The 26173-nt window shown below is 54.6% G+C and carries 32 protein-coding genes; 12 read left to right on the plus strand and 20 right to left on the minus strand.

The window, feature by feature from the left end; translation table 11 throughout:
- Positions 1-69: 69 nt before the first annotated feature.
- Complete coding sequence (locus tag V9K92_RS01260) at positions 70-210, plus strand: hypothetical protein (RefSeq protein WP_337352960.1); 141 nt, start codon at positions 70-72, stop codon at positions 208-210.
- 31 nt (positions 211-241) lie between these two features.
- Entirely contained in the window at positions 242-550 is a 309-nt protein-coding gene (locus tag V9K92_RS01265) for a hypothetical protein (RefSeq protein ID WP_337352961.1), read from the plus strand.
- On the opposite strand, the gene V9K92_RS01270 is transcribed toward V9K92_RS01265, so the two are convergent.
- The 3 genes from V9K92_RS01270 to V9K92_RS01275 form a co-directional block, all read right to left on the minus strand.
- Positions 547-672, minus strand: a complete 126-nt coding sequence (locus V9K92_RS01270; protein ID WP_443094433.1) for a transposase — start codon at positions 670-672, stop codon at positions 547-549. The genes V9K92_RS01265 and V9K92_RS01270 overlap by 4 nt on opposite strands.
- A 420-nt stretch (positions 673-1092) precedes the next feature.
- A complete protein-coding gene (locus V9K92_RS22775; RefSeq protein WP_443094419.1) occupies positions 1093-1506 on the minus strand; it encodes an HNH endonuclease family protein in 414 nt (137 codons plus the stop codon).
- On the minus strand, positions 1401-2045 hold the full coding sequence (locus V9K92_RS01275) for a hypothetical protein (protein WP_337352963.1): 645 nt from the start codon (positions 2043-2045) through the stop codon (positions 1401-1403). Before V9K92_RS01275 ends, V9K92_RS22775 begins: the two co-directional genes overlap by 106 nt.
- A 147-nt stretch (positions 2046-2192) precedes the next feature.
- On the opposite strand from V9K92_RS01275, the gene V9K92_RS01280 reads away from it, so the two are divergent.
- Positions 2193-2567 carry a hypothetical protein gene (locus V9K92_RS01280; RefSeq protein WP_337352964.1) on the plus strand — a complete coding sequence of 125 codons (375 nt, stop codon included), beginning with the start codon at positions 2193-2195 and terminating at the stop codon, positions 2565-2567.
- 338 nt (positions 2568-2905) lie between these two features.
- Here the strand turns inward: V9K92_RS01280 and V9K92_RS01285 are convergent, their stop codons facing one another.
- Positions 2906-3802, minus strand: a complete 897-nt coding sequence (locus V9K92_RS01285; protein WP_337352965.1) for a DMT family transporter — start codon at positions 3800-3802, stop codon at positions 2906-2908.
- 157 nt (positions 3803-3959) lie between these two features.
- On the opposite strand from V9K92_RS01285, the gene V9K92_RS01290 reads away from it, so the two are divergent.
- The 3 genes from V9K92_RS01290 (at position 3960) to V9K92_RS01300 (ending at position 7416) form a co-directional block, all read left to right on the plus strand.
- Positions 3960-4847 (plus strand): LysR family transcriptional regulator, encoded by an 888-nt coding sequence (locus V9K92_RS01290; protein WP_337352966.1) that lies wholly within the window; start codon positions 3960-3962, stop codon positions 4845-4847.
- Between the two features lie 536 nt (positions 4848-5383).
- Positions 5384-6304 carry an MBL fold metallo-hydrolase gene (locus V9K92_RS01295; RefSeq protein WP_337352967.1) on the plus strand — a complete coding sequence of 307 codons (921 nt, stop codon included), beginning with the start codon at positions 5384-5386 and terminating at the stop codon, positions 6302-6304.
- Between the two features lie 197 nt (positions 6305-6501).
- Positions 6502-7416, plus strand: a complete 915-nt coding sequence (locus V9K92_RS01300; protein ID WP_337352968.1) for an AraC family transcriptional regulator — start codon at positions 6502-6504, stop codon at positions 7414-7416.
- Between the two features lie 96 nt (positions 7417-7512).
- Here the strand turns inward: V9K92_RS01300 and V9K92_RS01305 are convergent, their stop codons facing one another.
- From V9K92_RS01305 to V9K92_RS01335, 7 genes are all read right to left on the minus strand, one after another.
- Positions 7513-8397, minus strand: coding sequence for an NAD(P)-dependent oxidoreductase (locus V9K92_RS01305; protein ID WP_337352969.1), 885 nt, complete (start codon positions 8395-8397; stop codon positions 7513-7515).
- 48 nt (positions 8398-8445) lie between these two features.
- The gene (locus V9K92_RS01310; protein WP_337352970.1) at positions 8446-8874 is read right to left on the minus strand and encodes a tautomerase family protein; all 429 of its coding nucleotides are present in this window, start codon (positions 8872-8874) and stop codon (positions 8446-8448) included.
- Between the two features lie 141 nt (positions 8875-9015).
- Positions 9016-9771 carry an SDR family NAD(P)-dependent oxidoreductase gene (locus V9K92_RS01315; protein ID WP_337352971.1) on the minus strand — a complete coding sequence of 252 codons (756 nt, stop codon included), beginning with the start codon at positions 9769-9771 and terminating at the stop codon, positions 9016-9018.
- Positions 9772-9867: 96 nt separating this feature from the next.
- Positions 9868-11229 carry a class-II fumarase/aspartase family protein gene (locus V9K92_RS01320; protein WP_337352972.1) on the minus strand — a complete coding sequence of 454 codons (1362 nt, stop codon included), beginning with the start codon at positions 11227-11229 and terminating at the stop codon, positions 9868-9870.
- Positions 11226-11729 (minus strand): DUF2721 domain-containing protein, encoded by a 504-nt coding sequence (locus V9K92_RS01325; RefSeq protein ID WP_337352973.1) that lies wholly within the window; start codon positions 11727-11729, stop codon positions 11226-11228. Before V9K92_RS01325 ends, V9K92_RS01320 begins: the two co-directional genes overlap by 4 nt.
- 62 nt (positions 11730-11791) lie before the next feature.
- Positions 11792-13219 (minus strand): NAD-dependent succinate-semialdehyde dehydrogenase, encoded by a 1428-nt coding sequence (locus tag V9K92_RS01330; RefSeq protein ID WP_337352974.1) that lies wholly within the window; start codon positions 13217-13219, stop codon positions 11792-11794.
- A 45-nt stretch (positions 13220-13264) separates the two neighbouring features.
- Positions 13265-13822, minus strand: a complete 558-nt coding sequence (locus tag V9K92_RS01335; RefSeq protein WP_337352975.1) for a type 1 glutamine amidotransferase domain-containing protein — start codon at positions 13820-13822, stop codon at positions 13265-13267.
- Positions 13823-14003: 181 nt separating this feature from the next.
- On the opposite strand from V9K92_RS01335, the gene V9K92_RS01340 reads away from it, so the two are divergent.
- Positions 14004-14900, plus strand: coding sequence for an AraC family transcriptional regulator (locus tag V9K92_RS01340; protein ID WP_337352976.1), 897 nt, complete (start codon positions 14004-14006; stop codon positions 14898-14900).
- A 114-nt stretch (positions 14901-15014) separates the two neighbouring features.
- Here V9K92_RS01340 and V9K92_RS01345 read toward each other — a convergent pair whose 3' ends face one another.
- Positions 15015-15980: an SDR family NAD(P)-dependent oxidoreductase gene (locus V9K92_RS01345; RefSeq protein ID WP_337352977.1), complete on the minus strand. Its 966-nt coding sequence runs from the start codon at positions 15978-15980 to the stop codon at positions 15015-15017.
- A 198-nt stretch (positions 15981-16178) separates the two neighbouring features.
- On the opposite strand from V9K92_RS01345, the gene V9K92_RS01350 reads away from it, so the two are divergent.
- Positions 16179-16535 carry a winged helix-turn-helix transcriptional regulator gene (locus tag V9K92_RS01350; protein WP_337352978.1) on the plus strand — a complete coding sequence of 119 codons (357 nt, stop codon included), beginning with the start codon at positions 16179-16181 and terminating at the stop codon, positions 16533-16535.
- A gap of 163 nt (positions 16536-16698) precedes the next feature.
- On the opposite strand, the gene V9K92_RS01355 is transcribed toward V9K92_RS01350, so the two are convergent.
- The 3 genes from V9K92_RS01355 to V9K92_RS01365 form a co-directional block, all read right to left on the minus strand.
- A complete protein-coding gene (locus tag V9K92_RS01355) occupies positions 16699-17025 on the minus strand; it encodes a putative quinol monooxygenase (RefSeq protein WP_337352979.1) in 327 nt (108 codons plus the stop codon).
- An 88-nt stretch (positions 17026-17113) separates the two neighbouring features.
- A complete protein-coding gene (locus V9K92_RS01360; protein WP_337353482.1) occupies positions 17114-17839 on the minus strand; it encodes an alpha/beta fold hydrolase in 726 nt (241 codons plus the stop codon).
- A 194-nt stretch (positions 17840-18033) separates the two neighbouring features.
- Entirely contained in the window at positions 18034-18387 is a 354-nt protein-coding gene (locus V9K92_RS01365; protein ID WP_337352980.1) for a DUF1330 domain-containing protein, read from the minus strand.
- A gap of 88 nt (positions 18388-18475) precedes the next feature.
- On the opposite strand from V9K92_RS01365, the gene V9K92_RS01370 reads away from it, so the two are divergent.
- Entirely contained in the window at positions 18476-19444 is a 969-nt protein-coding gene (locus V9K92_RS01370) for an AraC family transcriptional regulator (protein WP_337352981.1), read from the plus strand.
- A gap of 52 nt (positions 19445-19496) precedes the next feature.
- On the opposite strand, the gene V9K92_RS01375 is transcribed toward V9K92_RS01370, so the two are convergent.
- The gene (locus tag V9K92_RS01375; protein ID WP_337352982.1) at positions 19497-19961 is read right to left on the minus strand and encodes an Lrp/AsnC family transcriptional regulator; all 465 of its coding nucleotides are present in this window, start codon (positions 19959-19961) and stop codon (positions 19497-19499) included.
- Between the two features lie 103 nt (positions 19962-20064).
- On the opposite strand from V9K92_RS01375, the gene V9K92_RS01380 reads away from it, so the two are divergent.
- The gene (locus V9K92_RS01380) at positions 20065-21759 is read left to right on the plus strand and encodes a thiamine pyrophosphate-binding protein (protein WP_337352983.1); all 1695 of its coding nucleotides are present in this window, start codon (positions 20065-20067) and stop codon (positions 21757-21759) included.
- 74 nt (positions 21760-21833) lie between these two features.
- Here V9K92_RS01380 and V9K92_RS01385 read toward each other — a convergent pair whose 3' ends face one another.
- From V9K92_RS01385 to V9K92_RS22780, 3 genes are all read right to left on the minus strand, one after another.
- On the minus strand, positions 21834-22514 hold the full coding sequence (locus V9K92_RS01385) for a DJ-1/PfpI family protein (RefSeq protein ID WP_337352984.1): 681 nt from the start codon (positions 22512-22514) through the stop codon (positions 21834-21836).
- 187 nt (positions 22515-22701) lie between these two features.
- Positions 22702-23118: an alpha/beta fold hydrolase gene (locus tag V9K92_RS01390; RefSeq protein ID WP_337352985.1), complete on the minus strand. Its 417-nt coding sequence runs from the start codon at positions 23116-23118 to the stop codon at positions 22702-22704.
- 12 nt (positions 23119-23130) lie between these two features.
- Entirely contained in the window at positions 23131-23439 is a 309-nt protein-coding gene (locus tag V9K92_RS22780) for an alpha/beta fold hydrolase (protein WP_443094420.1), read from the minus strand.
- A gap of 638 nt (positions 23440-24077) precedes the next feature.
- On the opposite strand from V9K92_RS22780, the gene V9K92_RS01395 reads away from it, so the two are divergent.
- A complete protein-coding gene (locus tag V9K92_RS01395) occupies positions 24078-24506 on the plus strand; it encodes a hypothetical protein (RefSeq protein WP_337352986.1) in 429 nt (142 codons plus the stop codon).
- 103 nt (positions 24507-24609) lie between these two features.
- Positions 24610-25545 carry an AraC family transcriptional regulator gene (locus V9K92_RS01400; RefSeq protein ID WP_337352987.1) on the plus strand — a complete coding sequence of 312 codons (936 nt, stop codon included), beginning with the start codon at positions 24610-24612 and terminating at the stop codon, positions 25543-25545.
- Between the two features lie 403 nt (positions 25546-25948).
- Here V9K92_RS01400 and V9K92_RS01405 read toward each other — a convergent pair whose 3' ends face one another.
- Positions 25949-26161, minus strand: a complete 213-nt coding sequence (locus V9K92_RS01405; protein ID WP_337352988.1) for a tautomerase family protein — start codon at positions 26159-26161, stop codon at positions 25949-25951.
- Positions 26162-26173: the final 12 nt, after the last annotated feature.

Genomic DNA, 26173 nt, shown 5'->3' on the forward strand with positions numbered 1-26173 from the left:
ATCCTTTGGACGAGACGATTGCGGTGGCGACGTGTGTCGCCGCCGCAACCACAAGCCAAGAGAAAACGAATGAGCAAACTTGCCCATCGGCGTCGGTCTCAAAGCCAAAGCAGGGTGGCAGGCGTGCTCCGCCGCGATCTGTCGGCGCTTGTCGAGCCTTGCCGCGATCAGGACGGCAAATTCCGTTTTAACCTGCTTGAGGATGCTTAAAATTCTTAACGTTTGGTGGGGAAGTTGCTGATTGCCGCGACGTTGCCGTGTCTATGGAACGACTGCCGACGGCACGCATAAAGCGTGGCTCGTTGAGAATGATCCTCACGTTAATACGACTTGGATCGATCGCTGGATTTTCCATAGCGAGTACATCATCGCTTTGGGCGCCGACGGTCCGGTTGGCTTTCTTCGGTACAGTTGGTTCTGGGGAAAAATCCCTTACATGGATATGATCTATGTTGTTCCCGAGCAGCGACGAGAGGCTGGCGCTGCTGACGGCTTGACGGCAGGTGTCCCGACAACGATTGCAGCAAATTCCGTCTCGTCCTCTGGCTAGGGCAACACAAGCTTGCCCTGTCGTGCCAGCGTGCGCCACGATGACAGGTAATTCGCCCGAACCCCATAACGATCTGCGACTTCCTGGACCGTCACACCTGGCCGTAAACTCTCCGAGACAATCCGGCTTTTAAATCAGAGGGCCAGTGGCGATGACCGGCACGCTTACTCTGACCCGTTGTGAGAAACTCCATTCGAGGCTCCATGGAGAAACTCCGTTCTATCCATTCATGCCTCTCAATGACAGATCAGGAAATCAAACAGAACGTGGGGGTAAAAACACCGGTTACCATGAAGCGACGCTGACGGCTGAACATGGTCGACGGAAGTCTGGTCTGGATCGACAGAAACCCTGAGTACATAACATTAGGCCGCCCAATTCCACGGTGGGAGACCCTCAATCGGGCTCTGCTTCCGACCGCTGAGAATGATGGTGACGAGCTTGTCAGGTACGCGTAGTCGGATTGAAGTTCCAGTCGTCCAATGGCCGGTGTTTCATAAGAATTGTCCGCTTCGTTCGGCCGTAGTGGCAAAAGGTCTATTTTAGGGAGCTGGCCATTGCTCGACAGCGAGACTGGCAAGAGTCCTCGATCTGGCTTCGAGATGGCTAAACTTGAAGTCCCTCATTTGAGCAAGCTCTTTTGTTAGCAATATCGAAGATGCCTTGTACCCTTCCTTTTTCATGCCAAGCGCATTGTTCGAGGCGACAATGTTCAAGGTACCCGCAAAGAGTGTGAGATCTCCAATCCGCTGCACCAGCTTTGGATGCTGCGTTCTCGCTTTCTCCCCGAGATAGATCGGCCAGTCACCAAATTCTTCTCTGCTTTTCTTTGTATTGATCCGCCTTGGAATTATGTGTTCGACATGGACAGAATCCGTTCCGAGTACACCCAGTTCTGCGTGTTCGCCGTGCTTTGCAATTTCAAGTTGCTCCAAGCAATATCTTGCCCGATCCATGATGTTTGGCGTAAATGCTGCGGTGGCGAATTCCTCTCGAAACTTGTCATCTGACGGGCACTCTTCGCGATACGCTTCGAGGATATTTGGAATTGGATTTTTTGGGTCCGTTTCACACAGATTGGCAAAGAGACGATCCGTGTCGTTGGACCTTTCTCGGCAAACATGGCGACGAGGATGAAATTCTCCGTTAGTTGAAGGACTTCGATGAACACCTTTGGCTTGGTACCGTTAGTGCGAAGATGCATTAGAAAACCGTAGGCCTGAGTCGCTTTGATCATCCGAAGGTTTCGCAGGTGTCGATCAATCCTCGCGTCGCCTGTGCGCTGCGCCACAAGCTCGCCGTAAACCTTCGCGGAATCGACTATGCTGGAAAGAAAGCGTTCAAAGCTGTTTTTTGTATCGATCGCCTGGTCGGTTTCTACCCCAACTTCTTCTACACTGCTTCCATCAGCGACAGCATCCTCGTCATCCATCTCTTCTTCATAGGCGTACCAGTGCCGGTCAGGCAGTTTCTCGGCTTCAGTGACGGTATTCATGAAGTACATCTGGAACTCGCGAACGACGTCGCTCTTTGTCAGCCTCGTGGCGAGGCGAGAGATCAAGAAGTACCGGAAGAACGCATCTTAGTCTGCTCCATCCAAATAATTCATCAGCTTTGACCAAGCGGCCTTAGCATCATCGAGGTGGATGTTGTCGAAACGAGCCGCGTTTCCGAGAACGAAATTCTTAATCAAATCTGTGGGGCTCAGTCGAAGTCCTCGGTTGTTGATCGTCTCGAAAAGTTTGAAGGTATCCTTCGCAGCACTCACATCGAGCCGCACAACGAGCGCCTGATTGAGAAGTCGATACTGGAAGGCTGCGATAATCTTGTTGTCTTAAAAACATGCACGATCGTTCGACATTTGCTCATCGTATTGGGCTTTCATGTCACGGAAGTCGAAAGTTTAGAGCACTGCGCGAAGGCAGGCTCACCCTGTCGCAGCGATTCTCACAAAAAGAATATTTGCGAAGGAGAGCAACAACGGTCAGCAAATACAGATCGTAACATCCGGGCATGATCCGTCCATCAAAGTGCAGCCGTCGTGGCAAAACTTCTCTCGGCGAGACCTTATATGTGCCCACAATACGTCACTGCTTGGATATTATGTGGATCTAGAGAAGTTCGAAGCCGACAGCAACTCCGCTCCGCGAACTGAGCAGCTGTCGTACAATTGTTACGAACCGATTGGCGGCGACCCGCAGCTTTTTACGCTCGGCTTTCACTCGTCTTCAGGCACCTTACAGAGTCACCCAGTATGGTGCTTCCTTTAAAATTTCCGGCCGCTACCGTTATAAGGGACAGCGGTGACACCACACGACTCCTTACTTTGCATGCTTGCAGTCAATTGCGGACTGGTTAGCCCCGTGAGGTCAACCATACACCGACCAAGGTCACAGCCAGTCCGGCGAACATGACGTAAGTCAGGGGCTCCGAAAACAGAATCCATGCCCACAGCATTGTCACAGGTGGGCTGAGGTAAATGGCTGCGCTGACCTTGGCAACAGGGAACAGTCGCAGACTGGTATAATAGACCGCATAGGCGAGGAACGTCGCGAACAGGACGAGCCAGACCATCCCGATTGCGAAATCTCGGGTCATCGGTGGAGCAAGGCTGCCCTGTGTCATAGCACACAGTCCGAACAAAACCGAACCCATTAGCGTCTGGATGCAAAGGCTCTGATGAACGGGCATATGTTGTGTTTTTCGTCTCCTGTGGAGGACCGAAGCGACGGCGAAAACCAGCATCGATCCGACCGTCAAACCATATGCCCAGACGGGAGCAGGGCCAAAGCTGAGACTGTCGAAGGAGACGATCAAGACACCGGCAACGGCAATCGCGGTGCCTGTCCACTGTCGTGCCGTCAGCCGCTCGCCAAGGAAGGGTTGCGAAAGAGCAGCAATGGCAAGCGGAAGAAGGTCAGAGATAAGGGCGACAAGCCCTGTTGGCACTTTTTGCTCGATGGCGAGCGCGAAGCCGCCCAAGTAGAGGAAGACAGCCATGACGCCGAACAGCGCCTGATCTCTGACGGCGCGCATCGATATCCTTGGTCCGAATGCCAATGCAAACGGGAGGAGAATCAGACCTGAAAGCAACGTTCGCCAGAAGAGCAAAAGCATGACGCTCGCCTCCTGGTTGGCATACCGGATGCCGACAAAGCCTGAACTCCATCCGAGGATGAGGAGCGTGGCAAGAAATGGCCACAGCAGAGGGTGGCGTTTGGCAATCGTGGAAGTACGAAACGGTTCTGTCATTTGAGCTCTGTGACGCGGCACGGGCTCTACGGGTAAAGCCAAAGCGCACGGATCACACATGACAAATATCGATGAGAACATGACATTCGTTAAATTGTTGTCATAATAGAGGTGGTCCGTGGTAGACTCGTACTAACGACAATGAGACGGTATGACCATGAACGAGATAAACAGTCGTCGCCTCGAAATCGACGCTTTGCGGGCCCTTTCCGCGATCCGCCAACATGGCGGCATTACCCGAGCAGCCGCTGCACTCGGGCTCTCCCAATCCGCCGTTAGCCATAAAATCAAACGGCTCGAAGTCAGCCTCGATTGTGAACTGCTCGGACGCAAATCGGAAGGACCAATGTTTACGGCTGCCGGCGAGGATCTGCTGGACTACGCCGGGCGCATTTTGGGCCTGCACGACGAGGCACTGTTAAGCCTATCTAAAACGCCCCTCGCCGGAAGACTTCTGCTCGGGCTCACAGAAGATACCGCTTGCACCGATCTCGCTCGTATCTTTGGCCGCTTCAAACGGCTTTACCCAAACGTTGTGGTCCGAGCCAAAGTCCGTATGAGTCTTGTCCTCCGCGCCATGCTGGAACGCGGCGAACTTGATGCCGCCATCGTACAGGTCTTTAGCCACGAAGTGCGGCCGAACGACCTGGTACTTTACAGAGAAGGCCTTCACTGGGTGAAGCATCCCGAACTGATGATGCGACAGGGTGAACCGATCCCGTTTTTGTCATTCCATGACGAATGTTTCTATCGACAATGGGCGCTTGACATTGGCCAGGAAGATTCAGTTCTCGAAACCGTCTTCGAGTGTTCAAGTGCCGCCGGAATTGTGTCCGCCGTGAACGCGACAATGGGTGTGGCGTTGTTGAGTGACCGCCATATCCGCGGGGAGATGCAAATAATCACCGATCGTTTGCCCGTCCCGCCATCCTTGGCCTACGTGGTCCGGCGAGCACGTAAGGCGAGAAATCCGGCTCTCGACAGCCTGGTCGCGGAAATCGAGAGCGGCATTGGGCGTCGGGGCGGATTGGCATTGACTGGCTGATATGGGCGCTCTTACAATTAGGTTGGCGCTTCCTCCGAAACTAAAATCCCTGACGATAAAGACCGTTCGAGGTCGGAGCGACGAGCGGTTCGATTTTCCGCAACTTTGAATGAATGAGTCTCGTTCGACACGCCTGTAGGGGCTGTGCAGGGGCAGCGGTTAGCATGAACTGACGCGACCAAATGCTGCTCCAGGTTTAGGTGGCAGGCGGCCAATCGGCACACGGCCCTCGTTCAATGTCTTTCAGTTCGGATTCTTGTTAGAGCATTCGAATATCACGATCTATGATTACGATAGTCTGAAAACTGGCAAGTCGTCCTAACTACAGTTTATCAGCGGTCACTCACGTCGCCAATTGCGGAATATTTGAGTGAGCTTGCTGTTCTGCCTACCCCGTCTTCCTGAATTGAACATTTTGCGTACATGTTTGAAAGCGCAGCAGAAAAGCACGCGTATTTCAAGAGAGCGAGATGATTGAGAGGCGCGTTGTGAGGACCCGCTAAAGGCCAAATACTAGATCTGAGGGATTCATGAATATGATGGTGTCGAAATATGCTCGCCGATCAGTCCTAAAAGGAGTGGGTGCAGCAGCAGTCACGCTCACTGCGGCGCGCACCGGCTTTACCCAAGACCGGACAGGTCAGGCAATCAAGGTTGAGGCGAAGGGGCGCAATTTTGTACGCTACAAATTTGGCGACCTAACCTTAATCGCCCTGCGTGACGGATACGTCGACATGCCGCCTACTCGGTTGCGGCAGGGTGGAGGGCAAGCATACGACCATCCGCCAAGCGCCGTGCCATTGGTGGATGGTATGCTGAGACTTTCAGTCAACGCCTACCTCATTATTGAGCAGGACCTTCATTTCCTTATAGACACGGGCGCATCCAATTCATGGGAACCTAGCATGGGGAGGCTCCTCGACGCGCTTGCCGCGGCGGATGTGTCGCGAGATAAAATTACCAATATTGCGTTGACGCATACTCATACCGATCATGTTAACGGCTTGGTGGCGCCCGACGGTTCCGGGGCGTTCCCAAAGGCCGAAAGGATTTTCGTTGGGCTAGAGGAAGCGCCAATATTTGATACCAGCAATCGACTTGCACGGTTTCGCGAGCGGCTCGTACCGATCGACAATAATTTCCCGATCAGCGACAGGATCACTGCAGTCCGGGCCGCCGGACACTCGATCGCCCATACAGCTTTTGAGGTAGAGGCAGGGGAGGAGAGGCTTCTGGTTTGGGGAGATATCATCCATGTCCCCTCGGCTCAATTCTCACGGCCCGAGTTAACCTGGGAACTCGATGGTGACCAAGGAAATGCCATGGAGACCCGACTGCGAATACTGGATCGTGTATCTAAGCCAAACTTCTATGTGGCTGGGGCTCATCTTGATTTTCCTGGCGTCGGACGTGTTCAGAAACGCGGGAACTCCTTTCATTTCGGTCCTCTGGAATGACAAGGTCTTTGGCACAAACGTACTTTTCATCGGCCGTCCCCAGCTCGTACGTCGCTCTTCGTGAAGATTGATGGTGGGGAAGTAGGGTGAAGATCTGAATCTATTGGTATGTCGACAGTGGATGTTTTGCCACTGAGGGGCTGCCAACGTTTCGCGGGCCGTCCCTTCGGCGGTCTGCATTCTTATTTGGAGGCACAATGTACGAACGCACACTTATTGTTGAAGCCATAAACCGACATGCTCCATCCGATGGAACTCATGAATGCGGACTGCCTGGTGTCACCTTGATCCGGTGGTCCGAGCCCTTTCTGCCAATGCCAGTGGTCTATAAGCCAACCATGTGTTTTGTTGCTCAAGGACGCAAGCAAGCAATGCTTGGCTCTCGGACTTATGTTTACGACAAATCGCGTTATTTGATTGCTACTGTTGATCTTCCTGTGATGGGGGCCGTAATCGAGGCGAGCGTCACCGAACCTTATCTATGCATGCAACTTGATCTCGACATGGGGGAGCTTGCTGAACTTGCTGCGCAGTATCCGAAGGAGGAATTCGACAACTCGTCTTCAGGCTTGCTTCTTCACGAAACAGATCCCGCCATCCTCAACGCCGCCTGGCGTCTTCTTAAATTACTTGACTCGCCAAAAGATATTCAAGCGCTCTCGCCACTTGCGACCCGCGAAATTCTTTACCGATTATTGAGCGGACCCAGCAGCGGTCCGGTCCGGGGACTGCTTAATACCGGGGGTAAGTTGAAGCAGATCGCCCGCGCCATCGTCTGGATGCGACAGCACTTTCGGCAGAATTGCCCTGTAGAAGATGCGGCAGAAGTCGCAAATATGAGCAGGTCGACATTTCACGTGCACTTTAAGTCGATAACGCTGATGAGCCCCCTCGAGTTTAGAACGCACTTGCGGCTCCAAGAAGCCAGACGCCTGATGTTGACTGAGAATTTCGACGCAGCCAGCGCGGGTTTTGAGGTGGGTTATGCAAGTCCGTCACAGTTCTCGCGCGAGTATCGCCGGGTATTCGGTATGCCGCCGTCAAAGCACAGGAACGAGCAGCGCTATATCGATATCCCCCATTTCTCGCTGGGATCGGCCGTGCCCACATGACCCGCTGATATGCTGGAAGTCAGGCACCGATCCAGTGTATGGCGAGTTGCGCAACCAGGAAGTAATAGCAGCATCGCCACTGCGCTAGACGGTGGATTATTGACGTACGCTGTTTTGTATCCGGGTTAAGAACGTGGGTATATAGACGCAGTCGTGACCGCCCAACCCCGCATAACTTGCTTCATCGAACGCGAGTAGTGTTTGTTCTGCGACCCGAAGCGGAATCCCCTTCTCCCGCGCTTCTGCGAGCATCAGACCGAGGTCTTTGCGCATAGCGTCGATCTCGAATGTTGCAGGTACATCATCGTCGCCGCCAAGGGCCGCAGCGACGGCCTGCGCTTTAAGGTTAAGAACATTCGCCCCGCCTGCGGTTTCGGAGAACAGCTGAATGAGCCATTCAGGTTCCTTCTCGAGGCCCTTCATCAGGGCCATGGCTTCGCCAAAACTCTGCCAAAAGACGAGTAGGGGCAGATTGATCGCCAGTTTTGCTAGGGCACCATTTCCGACCGGTCCCATATGTTCGAGCCGCCGGCACAGCATCTCTAGGATCGGGCGCGCCCTCTCGACATCGGCAGCTTCTCCGCCAGCAAGACCAAGCAGTTGACCAGCCCGGGCGGGACCCGTTGTGCCGCCGATGGGGCATTCAATGAAGGCACCCTCAGCCTCGATAACGGAAGCCGCCAAGGACTGCTGCGCCGCTGGTCGGACGGTGCTCATTTCGATGAACAGCTTGTTACGCGCCATGCCTGTCAGGCCATGCTCACCAAGATATACGTCCGTCAACGCTGCCTCGTCGAACAAGGAGGAAATGATGACATCGCTTTCTTGAGCCAATCGGCGGGGACTGTCCGCGGTCGGTAGTCCCGTCGCCGCCGCTCTTTCAGATGACCTGTTCCAGACAATCAAATCCTGGCCACAATCGTGAAGGCGCGCAGCGATAGCTGCTCCCATCTTACCTATCCCGGCGATACCAATTCTCATTGAAAGTTCTCCTTTCGATGGGATCATTGTTGAAGCGATCAAGAATTGTCAGATCGCCGGTGCGCCGGCCGCCGAGGCGCGCAGCGCAGCCAAGTTGGCATTATTGCCGAAAATTCCCCAGTTGCTTTCCTCGATCTCGTGAATGACAATATAAACTGGAATGCGGGCTTCCACTTTCAGGTACTTGCCGAAGATTGCAGTGGCACCGTTGATCAAGGTTTTCTTTGCCTCAGCGTCGAGGCCGCCTTTGATGACGTAGATCTGCGCGCTAATGATCGCGGTCGTCGCCCTTTCTTCTCCCATGAAGACGCAGTCAGCATCATATGTATTAAAATAGATCCACACCGTGCTCTTCACGAAAGGTGATTTCGGTAGGCGTTCGCATTCGAGGGCGAACTCCGTCAACTCATTGGCTATGCCTTGACGTGAATGTCCATCGAAGGCGGCTTCGGGAGCATGTATGATAATCTTCGGCATTTCTGTTTCTCCACTCGTAAAATTTGGTATTGCCGCAACAAGCCAAGCACAGCACGACACTGAGCGGGCATGTCGGGTCTTCCGAGAGGTCTCAGGGGAAATCAGGAGACCGCTCCGGGTGAAACGGCCTCCAGCTCAAATTTAGATGACCTGGCCACCTGATACTTCGATGCGCTGCGCCGTGATCCAGCGATTGTCGGGGCCAAGCAGGCTGGCGACCATCGGCCCGATATCATCGGGAACACCGACGCGGCCCAAAGCAATCATGCCAGCGAATTGCTTGTTGAGGTCTGGCATGTCGCGTACGGCACCACCAAGGAAGTCAGTTTCAATGGCACCAGGCGCCACGGTATTGGCGGTTATGCCACGCGCTGCCAGTTCCTTGGCCATGTAGAGGGTCAATATCTCGACTGCCCCCTTGGCTGAGGAATATGCCGAGAAGCCTGGTGCAGAAACGCGCGTGAGGCCGGATGAGAAGTTGACGATACGCCCGCCATCAGCAAGCAGCGGGAGGAGGGCTTGGGTCAGGAAGAAAACGCCCTTCACGTGCGTATTGAAAAGTGCGTCGAACTGCGCTTCAGTTGTTTCCGCGAAGCTGGCCATTTCGCCTTGACCCGCGTTGTTCACAAGATGATCGAAGGTATCGCGGCTCCAGGTTGTCGAAAGCGCCTGCCGGACAGCGTCGGCAAACGTCTTGAACGAAGACACATCATTGACGTCAAGCTGTAGAGCAATCGCCTTGCGGCCAAGGGCCTCGATTTCGCCGACAACCGCCTGGGCATCCGCAGCGCCGCTTCGGTAGGTCAGGATGACGTCGCCGCCATGACGAGCGATGCTGATTGCGGTGTTGCGGCCGAGCCCGCGGCTGCCGCCCGTGATGATAGATACTGTGCTCATGTCTGAATCTCCTATGATCTGAGGGTTTGAGTGGTGATGAGATTGTTATGGCAGAGCGGATGGCCCGTCTTTTGCCGGATCCTCGGCCATCTTTGCCTATTGCTCCACGTGTCTCCGAGAGCCGCTGAGAACCAGATCGACCATTGTCGATGCAGAGCCCAAATAGTTTTCCGGACTTGTGAGTGATTGGAGACGCTCGAGACCAAGCGGAACTGCGACGTCTTGCGTTTCGGCAAGCACATCGAAAAGCGACCTTCCCGTTTCTACGGCCCGCCGGCAGGCGGCGTAGACGAAGTCATGGGCGCTTTGGCGGCCGGTAAGGGGAGCGAGTGCCATCATCACCGCCTCGGCCACAATCAGTCCTCTCGATATCCCGAGGTTCGTCAGCATCCTTTCCGGATGGACGACGAGTCCCGAGAGCATAAAGCTGGACTGGACTAGCGCCCCGGATGTTAATGCGAAGCTTTCGGGGACGGCCGCCCATTCGAGGTGCCACGGGCCGGTGGCGCGCTCGAAATCATGGACCATCGCATCCAGCATCAGCCCTGAATGCTGCCTCACCATCTTTGAAGCGGCGATAATCAACTCGCAGGAAATCGGGTTTCGCTTCTGCGGCATGGTGCTGGAGGCACCGCGATGGCGGACGAACGGCTCCGACACCTCACCCAGCTCCGTGGTCATCATGACCGAGACATCAAAGGCGACCTTGGCAAGGCTGCCGCAGACAAGTGCCAACACTTGCACAACTTCGGCCATCCCGTCACGTGCCGAGTGCCAGGTTATAACCGGGGTCCCAAGGCCAAGTACGTTCGCCAGTTCTTCTTGGACAGCAAGTCCTTGCGGCCCAAGCGAGGCAAGGGTGCCCGACGCGCCAGAGAACTCCACGACAAGGACGCGCATCCGCAACTGCGCCAAACGTTCTTGATGTCTTTCAAGAGCGCTCAGCCAAACAGCTGCCTTGTAGCCGAAGGTGATGGGCAGCGCGTGTTGCAAGTGGGTCCGTCCGGCCATCGGCGTATCGCGATGCTCCGCCGCAAGGCTGCGTAGCGCATCCATCGTTTCGACTAGCCGTGCCTCGATGAGTTTCAAAGCCGCCCGGATCTGGAGAACTGTCGCCGTGTCCATGATATCCTGCGTCGTCGCTCCCCAGTGGAGATAGCGGCCCGCCTCTCCGCAGGCGTCGGCGAGTTGCTCGACGATAGGGAGAATCGGATACCCGACGAGTTCTGTCTCGCGCGTGAGGCGGGCCTGGTCGAAGCGAATCGTCCGTGCTGCAGCGGCTATTGCGTCGGCTGCAGCCCGAGGAATAACACCCAGACGCGCCTCGGCTTCTGCGAGGGCAACTTCGGTTTCGACGCAGCGGCTGACGAAGGCGTCGCTGTCGAACAGGGCGCGCATCTTCGCGTCGACAAAGCTGCCGCCGAAAAGTGGCGAGTCGAGAAGGGTAAGGCTGTTCATGACCGATCTCCGGGAAGTGATGTCGTTGGTGGAGCGGCCCCAGCGTGCAATCGCATCAAGGCTCTAGCGCAGGCGCTCTCTTTTACGACGGTGAGCGCGACCGTCATCAGCAAGAGGAGCCCGATCGCCGCGCAGGCAAGCGTTGCGGCAGAGGCCACGGCTATGCTCGTGCCGGTTTCAGCTTGGGCAAGCATCGACCAACCGAGAGACAGCAGGCTAGTCACGCCAAAACTGCAAGTTCCGACCGTGAGCAATTCGATCGCCCGCAATTGTAAGCGGACACGGCGGCCAGAGAGTGAAATGGCCAAGGCAGGATCTGCGTAGAGCCCGACAAGCTTGTCGCTTTGACCGACCGCCATGGACTGGAGGTTCCGCCACTGATCAACCGCATGGGCATGGCGTATGTTCACGCCGTTCTGGAGAATGGCACAGACATTTGCCAGGATAGCCGGTCCAGCGACGAAAGAGAGTGGAATTGCAGGATAGTCGAAGAGATTCATTTTTCCATGCTCCGATCGAGCGAGGCGCGGCGCTTGCCCGCTATTCCTTCTGCCAGTGCTTTCTAGGCAAGATTTACGTGCTTTGTGATCGTATACGGCTCAAGGATCTCGATCCCGCCTTCCGTGCCGATGCCGCTATCCTTCCAGCCTCCAAGCGGCGCTTCGGGCAGGTGAGTTAGGCTTCCATTCACGGACACCGCCCCATATTGAAGCGCATCGACCAGACGGCGCTGGCGCAGTCCGTCATGGGTAAATACGTAGGCAGACAGTCCAAACTCCAGGCCATTAGCAGCTTGCAGCATCGCCTCCTCGTCTCTGAACCGTAGGATCGGCGCAACCGGGCCAAACGGCTCCTCGCTAAGGACGACTGCGTTGTCAGGGACGTCCGTCAGAACGGTCGGTGCATAGAAGTAGCCGCGGTTCCCGACACGATTGCCGCCAGCAACAATCCGCGCGCCCCGGTCGCGAGCGTCGTCAACCAAGCGAACGATTGCCTCGACACGACGATCATTTGCCAGTGGACCGACCTCGGTGGCCGGATCCATGCCGTCACCCACTTTGAGACCTGCCGCAACTTCGGCAAAGCGTACCGTAAATCTGTCGGCAATGCTCTCTTCGACAAAAAAGCGGGACGGGCAGAGGCAGATTTGGCCTGCATTGGTGAACTTGGCGCGAGCCAGCAACTCCGCCGTGGCTTCCGGATCCACATCGCCGCAGACAACGACCGGAGCATGACCGCCGAGTTCCATAGTTACCGGCTTCATCTGGAGGCCGGCGGCGGCGGCTAGCCGCTTGCCAATCGGGATCGAGCCGGTGAATGTAACTTTCCTGATCACGGGCGACTCGATCAACTGGCTGGACACCTGGTTTGCGTCCCCGAAAACAACGGCTAGCGCTGCGGGATGAACGCCCGCTTCGAGTAAAGCCTCGCCCATGGCCAACACGCAGCCCGGGGTTTCCTGAGATGGCTTGCAGATGATCGCGCATCCGGCGGCAAGCGCGCCTGCGAACTTCTTCGCGGCAAGCGCCATTGGAAAATTCCACGGTGTCAGGGCCGCAACGACACCAATCGGATGTGGCTGGACCTCGATGCGCTGGCCTGGCTGCCGGCCCGGCACGATACGGCCTGCAATTCTGCGCGCCTGTTCTCCACCCCATTCGATGAAGTCCGCGGCGCGATGAACTTCGTCACGCGCCTGGGCGAGGATCTTGCCCTGTTCAAGGGTCAAAACCCTGGCGATACGGTCGGTGTCGCGCCGGATAATCCCGGCCGCATCTTTCAGGATACGACCGCGTTCCCACGGCGACACCGTCTGCCACGATTGAAACCCGCGACGGGCGGTTTCGATGGCATTTTCAATGTCGGAGGGTGAACCATAAGCCACCCTGCCAATGCTGTCGCCAGTTGCGGGGTTGACGACGTCAACTGCGACGCCTTCTGAGCCTTCGTGGCTCTTGCCGCCTATCAGAAGTTGGAATTTGCTGCCCATGACAGGTTCTCCTGTAAGTTATCAACCGAGATGAAGTGTCGCTGTTCAGCCTTGAAGAGCGGCAACAATGGCTCTGTTGAAAGCGGGAATATCGGACGGCATGCGGCTGGTGATGATGTTTCCATCCACCACGACTTCCTCATCGACAACGGTGGCACCAGCATTTTTCAGATCGGTACGGATCGAGTACCATGCTGTAGTCCGACGGCCGCGCAGAACATCTGCTTCAACCAGCAGCCACGGGCCATGACAAACGGAGGCGACCAGTTTATCTGCGGCCACGAACTCCCTGACCAAAGCGATAGCTTTCTGATCGAGGCGCAACTTGTCGGGGTTCACGACCCCGCCTGGTAGAACTAGCGCGTCGAACTGATCGGCTTCGACATCTGCGATCAGTCGGTCGGGCGTGATCGTTTCGTCTGAAAGATCGGAGTTTCCGGTTTCCAGATTGTACACGCAGCCGCGGATCGGCCCCTCGTGGGGAGAAGCGAGGATTACCGTCGCGCCAGCGTTGAGCAGCGCGGTTCTTGGGCCGTAAAGCTCTTCATCTTCAAAGCCGTCGGCCGCTAGAATAAGGATTTTTCGATTCTGCAGGTTTGTCATGGAAATGCTCCTCGCTTACACGGGGATAGCTTCTTGCTCCCCGTTGACGAGTAAATTATCCCAAACCTCCGCGCCCTGCGTTGCCGTCGAATCCGGAATTCTTGCCTAATATTCCAAAGAGGCTTGCTCAGTGATACGAGCGCGATCTATTGTTTCATCGACAATTCTTGAGGATAGCAACATGAGCAGCAGTACACTTCTGGAATGCGTACGCCGCTTCGCCGATGCAAATGCCGACAGGTTCGGTGTGGCGCAAACGCCAATTCCTGGTGTATTTGCTATGCGCGCGACGGTTCCGAGCGAATTGCAATATGCGATCTCGAAGCCGCTCGTGGCATTGGTTCTACAGGGCAGCAAGCGCGTGACCATGGGCAACTTGACGTTTGATTTCGGCGCTGGCGACTCTCTTCTCATTGCGGCCGATGTTCCAAACGTCAGTCAGATTACCCGCGCGAACGCAGGCGTGCCCTATTATTCGCTGGTACTCGACATTGATCCAGCGGTCATACAATCACTTGTACTGGAAATAGGTGTTGCGCAGACCGAGAAAGGCCCTTTCATTCGCGTAGATCCGACTGAGGCCGAAGTTGCCGACGCAGCGCTACGGCTGATGCGTCTCCTGGATCGCCCTGCTTCCCTTCCTATCCTCAAAGACCAGTTGGTTCGTGAATTGCATTACTGGTTGCTGAGCGGTCGTCATGGAGCTGGCATCCGAGCGCTGGGTTTTGCTGACAGTCATGCCAACCGAATTGCACGTGCCGTGGCTGTCATAAGAACCGGGTATGCTGAGACCCTGCCGGTGGAACGTTTGGCTGAAGCAGCCCGGATGAGCATTTCATCTTTCCACGAGCATTTCCGCGCAGTGACCTCGCTTTCACCTTTGCAGTTCCAAAAGCAGCTACGCCTCATCGAGGCCCGGCGGATGATGATCTCAGAGGGCGCAGCAATCAGTAATGCGGCCTATGCGGTCGGCTATGAAAGCATTCCGCAATTCACACGCGAATATGGTCGGATGTTCGGTTCGCCTCCGGCCAAAGATGTTAGGGAGAGCAGTAGTAAAACTCAAGTTGCTGCCTAAAACAGCACTGCAAGTTGGCTTACACGTTAAAACCATCTCGCTTGGTCAACGATAAGGCTCCTGTTTGTATCGTCATCTTAAGTGACGAGGAGACTTGCCGTTTCTGAATCTATGTCACTTGAATCCTACCAAGTGTTCGCTTTTGTCCCAAAGCTGTTCGGCGTGCCCGGGATCGAGCGCGTATGATCTGACACCGTCCAGAAATGGATTTGGCGTATCCTCGACTGGCGCAATTGCGCAGTCCTCAAGGTAACGACCGCCAATTTCATTCTTGTCGGCAACGACTGCCGCCCAGACCGTCGTTGCTGCCGCTTGTGCAATGGTCTTGAGTTCTGCTGGCGGAAGTCCTGCTTCAGCGCGAGCGTTACCAACGGTTTTGAAGAGGCCTTCCAGCGCTTCTGCCGAGAAATGGCGTGGAAGGTCGGTCAAGCTGTTGCCTGGCATCACTGACGCCGCTCGGATGCCACGATCGCGATGCCGCTCGTCGAACGCCACTGCGAACAGTGAGTTTGCGGTCTTAGACCGACCATACGCGATAAACGGATCGTAAGCTTGATGCTCGAAATTGATGTCGTTTAAGTCAACGTTGGCGACACGATGCGCCTGAGATGAAAGGACCACCAACCGTCCATCGTCGACGAAAAGCGATTCAATGGTGTTCACCAAAGCAAAGTGGCCAAGGTGGTTGGTTCCAAACTGCAGTTCGAACCCATCGGCGGTTCGGCTTAACGGTGGAGCCATAACCCCAGCGTTGGCAATGACAACATCAAAAGGCTGGTCTTCGGCAATGAGTTTATTGGCTGCGGAATAAACGCTTTTCAAAGATGCAAGATCCAACTCGATTAACTGCAAGGTTCCCCCACCGCGCTGCGCGGCGTCGCGGACTGATTGAGTTGCAAGCTCCGCCTTTGTAAGGTTCCGAACTGTACCCACGACGCTCGCGCCGTGACCGGCCAACGTGCGCGCCGTTTCCAATCCGATACCGGAAGATGCACCGGTAACGAGAAATCGTCTTCCCGAGAGATTGACGCCCGACAGTACGTCGTCAGCTGTTGATTTCGATCCAAAGGATTCAGTCATGTTTTCCCACTCGATGCAAAGAGTTCAGTTGATTAGAACTGAGCGACAGAGCAATCGCGAAAATCTCATTCTCGATCTTTGTGCTCTTGTCGCCCGAAGCATATCGCACGGCCCATATTGTCTCGCGACTGCTTCGACACTAACATCGGGGTAAGCCTACCTATTGACAAGTATGCACCTTTTGGTAAGTATTACTTTATGGCAGAAAATGACCCCTCCATAGGCTTCACATGTGGCCTTGACACGTCTCTCCGTTTGATCTCCGGCAAATGGAAGCCAATTATTCTCTACTTCCTATTGGTTGGCCCTAAGCGCTACGGTGAATTGAAGCGGGCCGTGCGGGACGTCAGCGATAAGGTGTTGATACAGCACTTAAAAGAGCTTGAGGCCGACGGGGTTATTTTGCGAATGGACTACAAGGAAGTGCCGCCAAGAGTTGATTATTCACTCTCACCACTGGGTGTCAGCCTTGCACAAGCGCTTGTGCCACTCTGCAATTGGGGATCCGAAAACGTCGCGGCTGTTGTCTCTGTCGTCAACGCGCGAGATCGCTGATTTCGCGTGGGGAGACTGTAATTTCCATTCCCGCAGAATTAGAAACTCTATCCGGGAAGCCATGTTCCTGGCACGGCCCTCTAAAATAGCGACGGGCCGAAGAGGTTCACGATGCACTGACGAGCCTCGCCCATGAGGCTCGTCAGAGTCCCGACGCAGGTCACTACGAACGATCGCTAATCATTGCCAGCGCCGTGGCGCGAAAAGGACGGCCGTTCTCATCTTTCTCAGCGACAACGCCATCAAGGCCTTTTAACATTTCTAGAAAATGCGGCATCTTCATATGGAGATCGAGAGCCTCCGGACTTTTCCACCCCTCATAGAGGACGAAGCGAGTTGGATCGTCGGCATGAACATGCAGGTCATAGTTTATACAGCCGTCCTCAGCGCGTGTTGGCGCAACCATCGTCTTCAAAATCTCCTCAAGTTCCTTTTCTCTGCCCCCGACAGCTTTGAAATTTGCGATGAAGTTGAATGGGGTACGCGACATTCTGTTTCTCCTCAGCGTTTACGTTTGGTGCTCGAGCGCTCCGTGAATAGCTCGAGTGATAAACTTAAAAAGCTGTTTCCGAACTGTTTTACCGGGCTGCTTCTTCGATAATGTCTGTGACAGCCTGCGGCTGTGAGACCATGACAACGTGCGAACCGCCCTCTACAACGATCGTCTGCTTGGATGCCGCGCGTTCCGCCATAAAGCCAAGTGCTTGGGCCGGAATGCTTTTGTCGCCGCTTCCGTAAATGAAATAGGACGGCAGTGACTTCCACGCAGGCGTTCCGGACTTCTCGTGTAAAGCTGCCTCAGTGATGGGTCGTTGACCGGCAGCCATTGATACGGTGAATTCAGCTGGGACATCGTGAGCGAATTGTTCGCGGAACTTTTTCTGGTCGATGTAAAGATCGACGCCGCCATCAGCCAGCTTCACGGGAGAGGCGAGTGCCTGACTAAGGGTGCCTCCGGGGAACCTACCAACCAACTCGCCGGCAGATTCACCTTCGTCGGGAGCGAAGGCCGCGACAAAAACCAACGATTTAACTTTATTATTGTCGCGGGCTGCATTTGAAATAACCAGACCGCCATAGGAATGGCCTACCAAGACTACGGGGCCGTCAGTGCTTTCGACAATGTCCGAGACATAAGCGGCGTCCCGCATTACGCCGCGCAGCGGATTGGCAACGGCTACAACGGGATAGCCATCCTTTTCCAAAAGGTTGATAACTTTACTCCAGCTCGACGCGTCAGCAAAGGCACCATGCACCAGCACGATCGTTGGTTTCGTGTTTTGAGCGTTGGCAGCAGTGGACATAAGAAAACCAATAATTGCGGCAGCAGCAATTTTCTTCACATCTGTCTCCTTCAAGAAATTTGTTATCCAGTCGCAAAAACCGGACGTCTCTGCGCCGTGTTAACTGTGCTTCAAGCGATCACGACACAGGTAGTCAACTTGTCTTGAATCCTTGCGCGATTATCCGAATCTAACGAAGAACTTACGGAGTGTAATCAAGAAAGGGGCTGCAGAACCGCTTCGTCTAGTGCAGCGATCCTGATTGAATCAATTTCCGAATAACGCGGATCGGCAATCATGGCCGCAAAGGCTTGACGCCCAGGATATCTAACGAGAACCGCAGCATCCCAAGTCTGCCCCGCTTCAGCAGCAAGCGCGGTCAAGCCTTCGCCGGAATAAATAATCTCTGCGCCGTAGCTTTGAGCAATGGGGGCAGCTCTCGAGATATATTCGTAATAGCGCGTGCGACCGTCCGTCTTGTTGAAACGAAGGAGGTTTAGCATGACCACGGGTTTTTGATCATCTTCCTCAAGAAATCGTGCGAGATTGGCGGTAGGAATGGACTTCATGACTTTAACCTTCTGGAAAATGGTTGTGGTCACACAGTTGCGGCTTTAGAACCGTACTGTCGATAATTAAAGGTCCAAAACAGTTTACATGTCGTCCAAAGAAACTGATCCGCTGCTTGATCTTGTCCAACTACTACGACCTCGAGCCGTGCTCCTGGGACGAGGACTTGATGCTGCAGGAGAGTGGGGCATCAAGTTTCCGGCGAAAAACGATCTTCTGTTCTGTCTGATTGAGAGAGGAGAGTGCAGTTTGATCGCTGCCGACGAAGGAAACACTCATCTCCGCTCCGGAGATTTCGTCTTGTTTCGTACAAGCTCTCCAATCATTCTGACATCAGATCCATATACTGAACCCGTGGATAGCGTCGCCGCAGTTGCCGGAAAACGAGGCGAGCGTCTAAAAATGGGGTCCGGTTCGCGTAATCCTGTGACGCTTCATGCAGGAAAGTTTTTATTTCAGCGCGCCAACGAGGCCCTAATCCTCGAACTTCTTCCGGCAGTTGTTCACGTCCGCTCCGATGTACCCTCGGGTCGGCGCGTACAAACCTTGTTGGCGATGGCCGAGCAAGAAACGCGACAGCCGGAGCTTGCGAGTAGCTTCGTAACCCTACGTCTCATGGAACTGGTTCTCATCGAAATTTTGAGGTCAAGTTCGGGCAGCGCGGGCGGGAAGCCGACGGGAATGGTTGCCGGCCTCAGTGACCCGGTGACTGCGCGAGCGATGAAGGCCATGCATGCCAACATACAGGCAGACTGGACGGTGGCGATGCTTGCAAAATTGTGCGGGGTCTCGCGTTCTGCTTTTGCATACAGGTTTCGCAACGTCCTTGGCACCAGCCCAATTGAATATCTACTCAATTGGCGGATGGCTGTTGCCAAGGACGAATTGACCAAGAATGGTCGTAGGGTCGAAGAGGTCGCGTTCAAGGTCGGTTTCCGCTCGGCGAGCGCCTTCAGCACCGCATTCACACGTTCCCAAGGTTGCTCCCCCCGGGAATTTCTCAACTCAAGACGAATGGGTGCTTTGATTGATGACGAGACGACCAGCGGAAACTAAACAATCATTTTTTCAGATCCGATGTCCAAGTTCACATGCACGTCTTATTCAATCACAGTGGGAGCTCGGTCAGAAGCTTGACAGTCTGCATGGGAATGTCGGTTTTTACAGTCTGCACACCATTTTTTCGCGTCAGATGCGCCATCTGGAACTGCCGGTATCCGTCGAGATCCGATGCGACTACACGAAGTAGTGCATCACATTCTCCCGCCATGATGTGGCATTCAACAACCTGAGGGAGGGCATTCATCGCCTGAGCAAAGTTCTCGACAGTCTCGGCATCCTGCGCCACAAGCGAGATTCGCGAAAAGACAGTGAGACCCAAGCCAATTTTACTCGCATCAAGGAGCGCGGTGTAACGCCGTATGACACCAATGTCCTCCAGCCGTTTAACCCGACGCAAACATGGTGAGGGGGAAAGACCAACTCGATTGGCGAGTTCTAGATTTTGAATTCGACCATCTGCCTGAATATGAGTCAGAATGGCACGATCGATCTGATCCAGTGAACTTAGCATCAGCGGCCCCCAATAACGGTTTAGGCGCAACCCCGTATCACAATCAGGTATTAAACAGCAATCTTCGCAATCCGTCACCGCATGTCCTGCGGTAAGTTAGGATATGGAAATTGAACGCCGGGAGATGACTTTGCACGAGATGATGAAATCTGGCTCCGACCTTCTGCTGGATGTCCTCCACCAAGAAGGGGTGCAATATGTTTTTGGAAATCCGGGCACCACAGAAATGCCGATTTTGCACTCTCTTCGCAATCAGACCGATATAGAATATGTGCTAGGCCTGCAGGAGACTTCTGTCGTCGCGATGGCTGATGGCTATGCAAAGGCGAGCGGCAAGCCCGGCGTTGTAAATCTTCATACAGCGGGCGGACTTGGTCACGCGATGGGAGCGCTTCTACACTCCCAGATCGCCCGAACCCCCCTACTTGTCACAGCAGGTCAGCAAGATACGCGCCATAGTTTCTCCGATCCCCTGCTTTATGGTGATATCCAACGTATGGCTGAGCCGGCAGCAAAATGGTCCCGTGAAATTTTGCATCCCAACCACATTCCTGCGCTGGTAAGACGCGGCTTGCAGGAGACCCAGGCTCCTCCGCGCGGGCCTGTCGTGTTGTCTCTCCCAATCGATGTTCTCACGCAAACGGCAACTGTCGTCGCCGGCGAAAGCTCGAGCATCTTCATGCGTCCGGTAGCGGAAGGTCTGGATCGCCTGGCATCGGCTCTGTCTCAAATCGAGGTGGGCAGGCTGGCGATCATTGCAGGAGATGAGGTTGAAGCGAGCGGCGCCTCCGCAGAACTGGTTGATGTCGCGGATATGCTCGGCGCAAAAGTATATGGCCCTTCGTGGCCCGGGACGATGCCCTTTCCAACGATCCACCCGCTATGGGCGGGCAATTTGCCTTCTCGCGCGATGGATATGAGATCCGTTCTGTCGGACTTCGACGGGGTTTTCGTCATAGGGGACAACCCGTTCATCTCCTATCTCTACAGTGAGGGCGATGCTGTACCGGCAGGATGCAAACTTTACCAACTGACCCAGGATGCCACGCAGGCTGCCCGCAGCCACGTCACGCACATCGCTTGTGTAGGGGATATAAAGGCATCCCTCGTGGCGCTCAACCCGCGTATTTCCCATGGTATGTCTGCGCAGCGAGAAAAGGTTGCCGCGGTCCATCAGTTAGCGAAGATCGCCCGCTCCTCACGACTGGATGAGGTAGAGAACCGTTTTGCTGCCCAGAGGTTGAGCTACCCCATCACCTCGTTCGTCGCTGCCGGGGAGGCCCTCCGAGCTTTGGGCAGGGACGTGGCGGTGGTCGACGAGGCGCCGGCAACCATGTACCATGTCCGCAGCTTCATGGAGAGAGCTTCCGTTCGTCGCTATTTCTTCATGCGAAGCGCCATCTTGGGGTGGGGATTGCCTGCGGCAGTTGGCGTTTCCCTCGGTCTTGATAGATCTCCTGTCGTCGCGTTACTTGGCGACGGATCTGCACTTTATTCACCACAGGCATTATGGACGGCAGCAAAACTGAAAGTCCCGGTCACTTTCGTGATCATGAATAATGCAGAATATAACATCTTGAAGCGATACTCGGTTGCACAAGGATATGAACAGCATGGAAATTCCAGCATTCCCGGCATGGAACTGACCAACCCACCGATTGATTTTCTTGCATTAGCTACAGCAATGGGCATGCCCGCACGGCGCGCAACGCGCGTCGATGAGATCGAACCACTTATCAAAGCAGGGGTGATGTCTGGGGAGCCAAATCTAGTCGAGATCGTCATCGGGACCGAGTAGCTTGTTCGGTTTTGGAGTGAAAGCCGCATCGCTGCTGCAAAACTATCCGCCTGTTCAGATCTGGTTGCTTGCATCTAGAGATGTTTCAGCCGCCTTGCCGCAGCCGCTGTTGCCTCTCTCCGTCGCTCGATAAACGGCGCGATTTTTCGCTTTACGTTCATCACCAGCTCCTCTGACGCTGACCGCGGCGATCCAGAAGCAAAAGGTGGCTCTGGATCGTACTCCATTTGAAGTTGGATTTCTTTCGCAACCTCCTCGCCAAGCAGGTCGCTTACGACTGAAATAGCGAAATCAATGCCAGAGGTCACACCAGCACCGGTCACACGGTTCCGATCTTTGACAACGCGATCTGCAACTGGGATCGCACCCAACAGTTCCAACTGGTCGATTGACGACCAGTGGCTCGTCGCTCGATATCCTTCTAGTAAACCGGCAGCAGCCAGCACAAGCGAGCCGGGGCACACGGATGTGATCAGCTTACAAGTAGGCGCGATCCGTTTGAGGAAATCTAGGGTCTCTTCGTCGCTCATCAATTCAACTTGGCCCGGACCCCCTGGCACGCAGATCAGGTCGAGCGCATCGCAATCAGCAAAACGCATATTCGGCAAAATAGACATACCACGATCTGAAGAAACAGGGTCCAGACTTTTCCACAACAGAAACACCTCCGCGCCCGGAATACGATAGAAGACCTCAGCTGGACCGGTCAGATCGAGCTGCGTCAAATTGGGAAACAGGATTAGACCTATTCGCATGTCACTATCCTCGGGTTAGGGTTTGGAGAGTGGAAAACACGCCTATGGCAGAGTCTTTGCCGAGACCTCTTCGGTGGGACTTTTATTCGCCTCAGGCGAAAACTCTACCGGGTAGCTCGTCCAATCGACTTGCGCGCTCTCCACTCGGTCACAATGTTCTATCCAAAAAGCTCGATGAACGTGGCGTTTATTCCGCTTTTTTACTATTGCTTTCCCAGTGCGCGACGAGGGCAGAGGCAACTTGCGAGGGCTGCTGCGTCGGCCACCAATGGCCTGCGTCCAGTTTGAGTAACCTATGCGCGCAGGTGTCCTTTGCGAGAATGTCTGCGTTTTCAATTGGAACCGATTTGTCACGTTTACCCCAGATCACCAATCCTGGCGCTGTTACATTCGCCAATCCCTCTTGCCAGTCGGCACCAACGGTCGCCGCTGAGCGATAGAGTTTGAGCAGGCACTCTCCCATCAAGCCGTTGACTCTTGCGGGTGCTTCGCCTGCATACTCTGCAGGTACACCGTCTTCGAGAAGGACCTGTTCAAATTGCAAGGGATCAAAGTTTCGCAGGTATTCTTCACCAGCACCAACTGTCTGCAGTATTTTCGCCAAGGGATGCCATTCCTAGCTCGCGTTGATTGGTCCGCTCCCGCCAGCCCAGCTTCGGATAAGGTCTGGCCGCAGTGAGGCAACTCGGAGCGACAAAATGCACCCCCAGTCATGCCCGACAATGTCAACTGGTTCACCAACGGATTCGATCTGCGTGAGTAGCCAATCAACATACGCTTCCTTCGTTGCGGCGAAATCAAAAGGAGGCGCACCGCCAAATCCCGGCAAGTCAACAGCTATACTGTCTTCAGGAGGCAGGTGCCTTCTTATTGCGTCCCAAACGTGATGAGTGTCGGGCGCCCCATGAACAAAAAAAGCTGGCATGCTTCGCTCCTCTGATCTGAGATCGCAGCTCTTACAAGAGGTTGACCGCGTATGACGTGGGATGCGCCGGGCAGGCCGTCGCAGAGCCCGCGACGCTGACAGCTTCGGGGCTCCCACTTTAGCAACTTATCCCCGACAGGTTGGAGTTAGCAACAGATATTTAAACTTGACTCAATAACTGATGGTTTGAATGAGCCTCAGGAAGACGCATTTGTCAGTTCTACTTAGATGTGTTACTGGATGGAGCGGCCTTTCAGAGCTGACCATTCACTCGACCAACCAAGTGATTTCTATTGACTGGGAACATAATATCTTGCGATAAACAGGCTAACTAAGTTGCGGATAAGGACTACCAGAGACTGAGAGTAGCGGGCTGGAGACTGAGACACTGGTCAATACTGAAGTCCAAACGAAGCGGCCATCGCGTCGAACACAAGCTGACAGACGCTTCCAGGCGGACCTCAGAATGGTGAATGCTGCAATCGACATCATTGCGGAAAAAGGACTTGGCGGCCTGATCCTCGGCGACGTTGCCGCGCGCGGGCTACAGTGCCACGCTTCCATTGCACTACTATAAGTCCAAGGAAGCTTTAATCCTACACACGGCGCGACGCATCCTCGCGGACTATGATGAGGTTATGCAAAAAGAGTTGGCGGAAACCAGTGGACTCGACGCCATAATCCGATTCATTCACACCTACTTTCGCTATGCGCTTGCTGCCCCCGGAAAGCGCCGCGCATTTTTCATGATCACCAGCGAGGCGGCAGTCTCTCCCTCTTTGCAGAAGAGTATCGCAGAACTCACCCGCGTCGGCGCTTCAAACCTTAGCCAACTCATTCGAAGCGGCCAGCGTGCCGGAGAGATAGAGCCACTCATTGATCCAGACACCTTCGGGACGCTTATCTTGGGCTGGGTACGAGGGGCGATCTCTCTGTGGGTTGTGGATCCCGAGCTGGATCTTCACCGTATAGCCTCTGCGATGGCTGGATCAGTGGTCCGTATACTGCGCGACCGTGACGCCGGATTGCAAGAAATTCCGAGAGAACCAGCAGGAACGCGCGAATGACAAACCATTATACCAGCGCTAAACCAGTACCTTTCGTCGTAGCGGCGATTTTGCCTATTCCGAAAGGCCCTCATTCAGTCCAAGAACTTCGAGGGTTTTTTTGATGGGCGGTGCGGACGTTGCCTCTAACACCTCACATGTCGTGTCTTCTGAAAGCTATCGAAGTTGGGATAACATTCCATCCAGCAGACGCAGGTCGAGCAGGGATATTGGCTGGTCATCCCTTCTTCTCGATTTACACAGTGGCGTGTCATCGCAAGAAATCTACGAGTCAATCGGAACGGCGGACCTGCGTATTGGTATTACCCTATCTGGAAAATTCGCATGCGATCACTACAACAAAAGCAGGTGGCGGATCAACGACTACGCGCCGGGCTCGATCATGCTCCATTTCACGGAAGAACCCACCAACTATCGCTTCCCCAAGCCCGATGACCAGTTCCAATTGGCATTAATCTATCTGCCAAAGGGGCTGGTTGAAGCCTGTCTCGATCAGATGCGACGAATCGGAGAGCAATCGAAAATGCCCACGTTCAGTTCATTCGTTCGTAGAGACCTCGCGATCGCAGCGCTCGGAAAAACGTTGATGGATACGATGCAAGGTCATGGCGGCGAGCTATACGCGTCAACAACGGCCGCCTGGATGGCGACGCATATCTTGTCTCGCTATGGGAGCCATCCGTTTCAAGAAGACGAACGATCGCCAGGAGCTATAACAGACGCGCGTATCGAACGAGTTCTTGACTACATGTCGGAGCACTACGCTGACGAAATTACGCTCGACCAATTGGCATCGGAGGCCTGTGTAAGCAAGTTCCACTTCACGCGGCTTTTCAAGCAAAAAGTTGGCGAAACACCGCTTCGGATTCTGTCAGAAACGCGAATAAAAGCCGCCCACACGCTGCTCTTATCATCGGAAAGCTCAGTTTCACAGATCGCAAGAGCCTGCGGGTTCACCTCAACTTCCCACTTTACCCGCGCCTTTTCGGAAAGGTACGGCGCGACCCCGACCGCACTTCGCAAAGCCAGCAGGAAGTAGGGAAAAACAATACCTACGGTTGCCCGAGATTGCCTCACCTAACGTAGGCACTCAGCTACTGCATCCTCCAGGGTTGAAACATGGATTGGTGTCGGCGATCCATCCTTCATCTTCCAAACTGTATATCCGCCAGAAAGCGGCTTGCCTTTTAACGCGACACCGCAGGCGAGCAGGATTTGTATGGCCTCCGTCTTGCCATTGGACTGATTGCTGCATGCCGTCTCCAAGGACATCGATAACTGTAGATGCCTCCTTGGCGCCAGCGAGGGTATTGGGATCACCTTCGGCGGTCGTAGCACCGATGCCCTTATCCGCAGCAGGTGTTTTTGCTGACGCTCGATCCCAAGATGTCCCTGCTGTCTTGTGGTTTTTGTTTTCCAGCATCGATCGCGCATCGGTCACCTCACGAGGGCTTGAAAAGCGTCTTGCGATAATCCGCGACAGGAAGGCCCCCGACGCCCCAGTCCTCAAGGGCAACCTCATCGATGACTACAAAGGTGGTGGCCGGGCTCTTGTTCAGGATGCGCACCAGCAGATCGGTTACCCCGCCGATGAGTTCCGCCTTCTGTTCCTTGGTGGCGCCTTCATTTGTTATCTTGATGTTCACATAGGGCATCTCGGATACCTC

The sequence above is a fragment of the Phyllobacterium sp. CCNWLW109 genome (assembly GCF_037203905.1).
Lineage (GTDB): Bacteria > Pseudomonadota > Alphaproteobacteria > Rhizobiales > Rhizobiaceae > Phyllobacterium > Phyllobacterium ifriqiyense.

Bases quoted from the DNA above. Each gene is read 5' to 3' on its own strand.
- V9K92_RS01260 (WP_337352960.1), top strand. From the start codon at position 70: ATGAGCAAACTTGCCCATCGGCGTCGGTCTCAAAGCCAAAGCAGGGTG.
- V9K92_RS22775 (WP_443094419.1), bottom strand. From the start codon at position 1,506: ATGGATCGGGCAAGATATTGCTTGGAGCAACTTGAAATTGCAAAGCAC.
- V9K92_RS01275 (WP_337352963.1), bottom strand. From the start codon at position 2,045: ATGAATACCGTCACTGAAGCCGAGAAACTGCCTGACCGGCACTGGTAC.
- V9K92_RS01285 (WP_337352965.1), bottom strand. From the start codon at position 3,802: ATGACAGAACCGTTTCGTACTTCCACGATTGCCAAACGCCACCCTCTG.
- V9K92_RS01290 (WP_337352966.1), top strand. From the start codon at position 3,960: ATGAACGAGATAAACAGTCGTCGCCTCGAAATCGACGCTTTGCGGGCC.
- V9K92_RS01295 (WP_337352967.1), top strand. From the start codon at position 5,384: ATGATGGTGTCGAAATATGCTCGCCGATCAGTCCTAAAAGGAGTGGGT.
- V9K92_RS01300 (WP_337352968.1), top strand. From the start codon at position 6,502: ATGTACGAACGCACACTTATTGTTGAAGCCATAAACCGACATGCTCCA.
- V9K92_RS01305 (WP_337352969.1), bottom strand. From the start codon at position 8,397: ATGAGAATTGGTATCGCCGGGATAGGTAAGATGGGAGCAGCTATCGCT.
- V9K92_RS01310 (WP_337352970.1), bottom strand. From the start codon at position 8,874: ATGCCGAAGATTATCATACATGCTCCCGAAGCCGCCTTCGATGGACAT.
- V9K92_RS01315 (WP_337352971.1), bottom strand. From the start codon at position 9,771: ATGAGCACAGTATCTATCATCACGGGCGGCAGCCGCGGGCTCGGCCGC.
- V9K92_RS01320 (WP_337352972.1), bottom strand. From the start codon at position 11,229: ATGAACAGCCTTACCCTTCTCGACTCGCCACTTTTCGGCGGCAGCTTT.
- V9K92_RS01325 (WP_337352973.1), bottom strand. From the start codon at position 11,729: ATGAATCTCTTCGACTATCCTGCAATTCCACTCTCTTTCGTCGCTGGA.
- V9K92_RS01330 (WP_337352974.1), bottom strand. From the start codon at position 13,219: ATGGGCAGCAAATTCCAACTTCTGATAGGCGGCAAGAGCCACGAAGGC.
- V9K92_RS01335 (WP_337352975.1), bottom strand. From the start codon at position 13,822: ATGACAAACCTGCAGAATCGAAAAATCCTTATTCTAGCGGCCGACGGC.
- V9K92_RS01340 (WP_337352976.1), top strand. From the start codon at position 14,004: ATGAGCAGCAGTACACTTCTGGAATGCGTACGCCGCTTCGCCGATGCA.
- V9K92_RS01345 (WP_337352977.1), bottom strand. From the start codon at position 15,980: ATGACTGAATCCTTTGGATCGAAATCAACAGCTGACGACGTACTGTCG.
- V9K92_RS01350 (WP_337352978.1), top strand. From the start codon at position 16,179: ATGGCAGAAAATGACCCCTCCATAGGCTTCACATGTGGCCTTGACACG.
- V9K92_RS01355 (WP_337352979.1), bottom strand. From the start codon at position 17,025: ATGTCGCGTACCCCATTCAACTTCATCGCAAATTTCAAAGCTGTCGGG.
- V9K92_RS01360 (WP_337353482.1), bottom strand. From the start codon at position 17,839: ATGTCCACTGCTGCCAACGCTCAAAACACGAAACCAACGATCGTGCTG.
- V9K92_RS01365 (WP_337352980.1), bottom strand. From the start codon at position 18,387: ATGAAGTCCATTCCTACCGCCAATCTCGCACGATTTCTTGAGGAAGAT.
- V9K92_RS01370 (WP_337352981.1), top strand. From the start codon at position 18,476: ATGTCGTCCAAAGAAACTGATCCGCTGCTTGATCTTGTCCAACTACTA.
- V9K92_RS01375 (WP_337352982.1), bottom strand. From the start codon at position 19,961: ATGCTAAGTTCACTGGATCAGATCGATCGTGCCATTCTGACTCATATT.
- V9K92_RS01380 (WP_337352983.1), top strand. From the start codon at position 20,065: ATGGAAATTGAACGCCGGGAGATGACTTTGCACGAGATGATGAAATCT.
- V9K92_RS01385 (WP_337352984.1), bottom strand. From the start codon at position 22,514: ATGCGAATAGGTCTAATCCTGTTTCCCAATTTGACGCAGCTCGATCTG.
- V9K92_RS22780 (WP_443094420.1), bottom strand. From the start codon at position 23,439: ATGCCAGCTTTTTTTGTTCATGGGGCGCCCGACACTCATCACGTTTGG.
- V9K92_RS01395 (WP_337352986.1), top strand. From the start codon at position 24,078: ATGCAAAAAGAGTTGGCGGAAACCAGTGGACTCGACGCCATAATCCGA.
- V9K92_RS01400 (WP_337352987.1), top strand. From the start codon at position 24,610: ATGGGCGGTGCGGACGTTGCCTCTAACACCTCACATGTCGTGTCTTCT.
- V9K92_RS01405 (WP_337352988.1), bottom strand. From the start codon at position 26,161: ATGCCCTATGTGAACATCAAGATAACAAATGAAGGCGCCACCAAGGAA.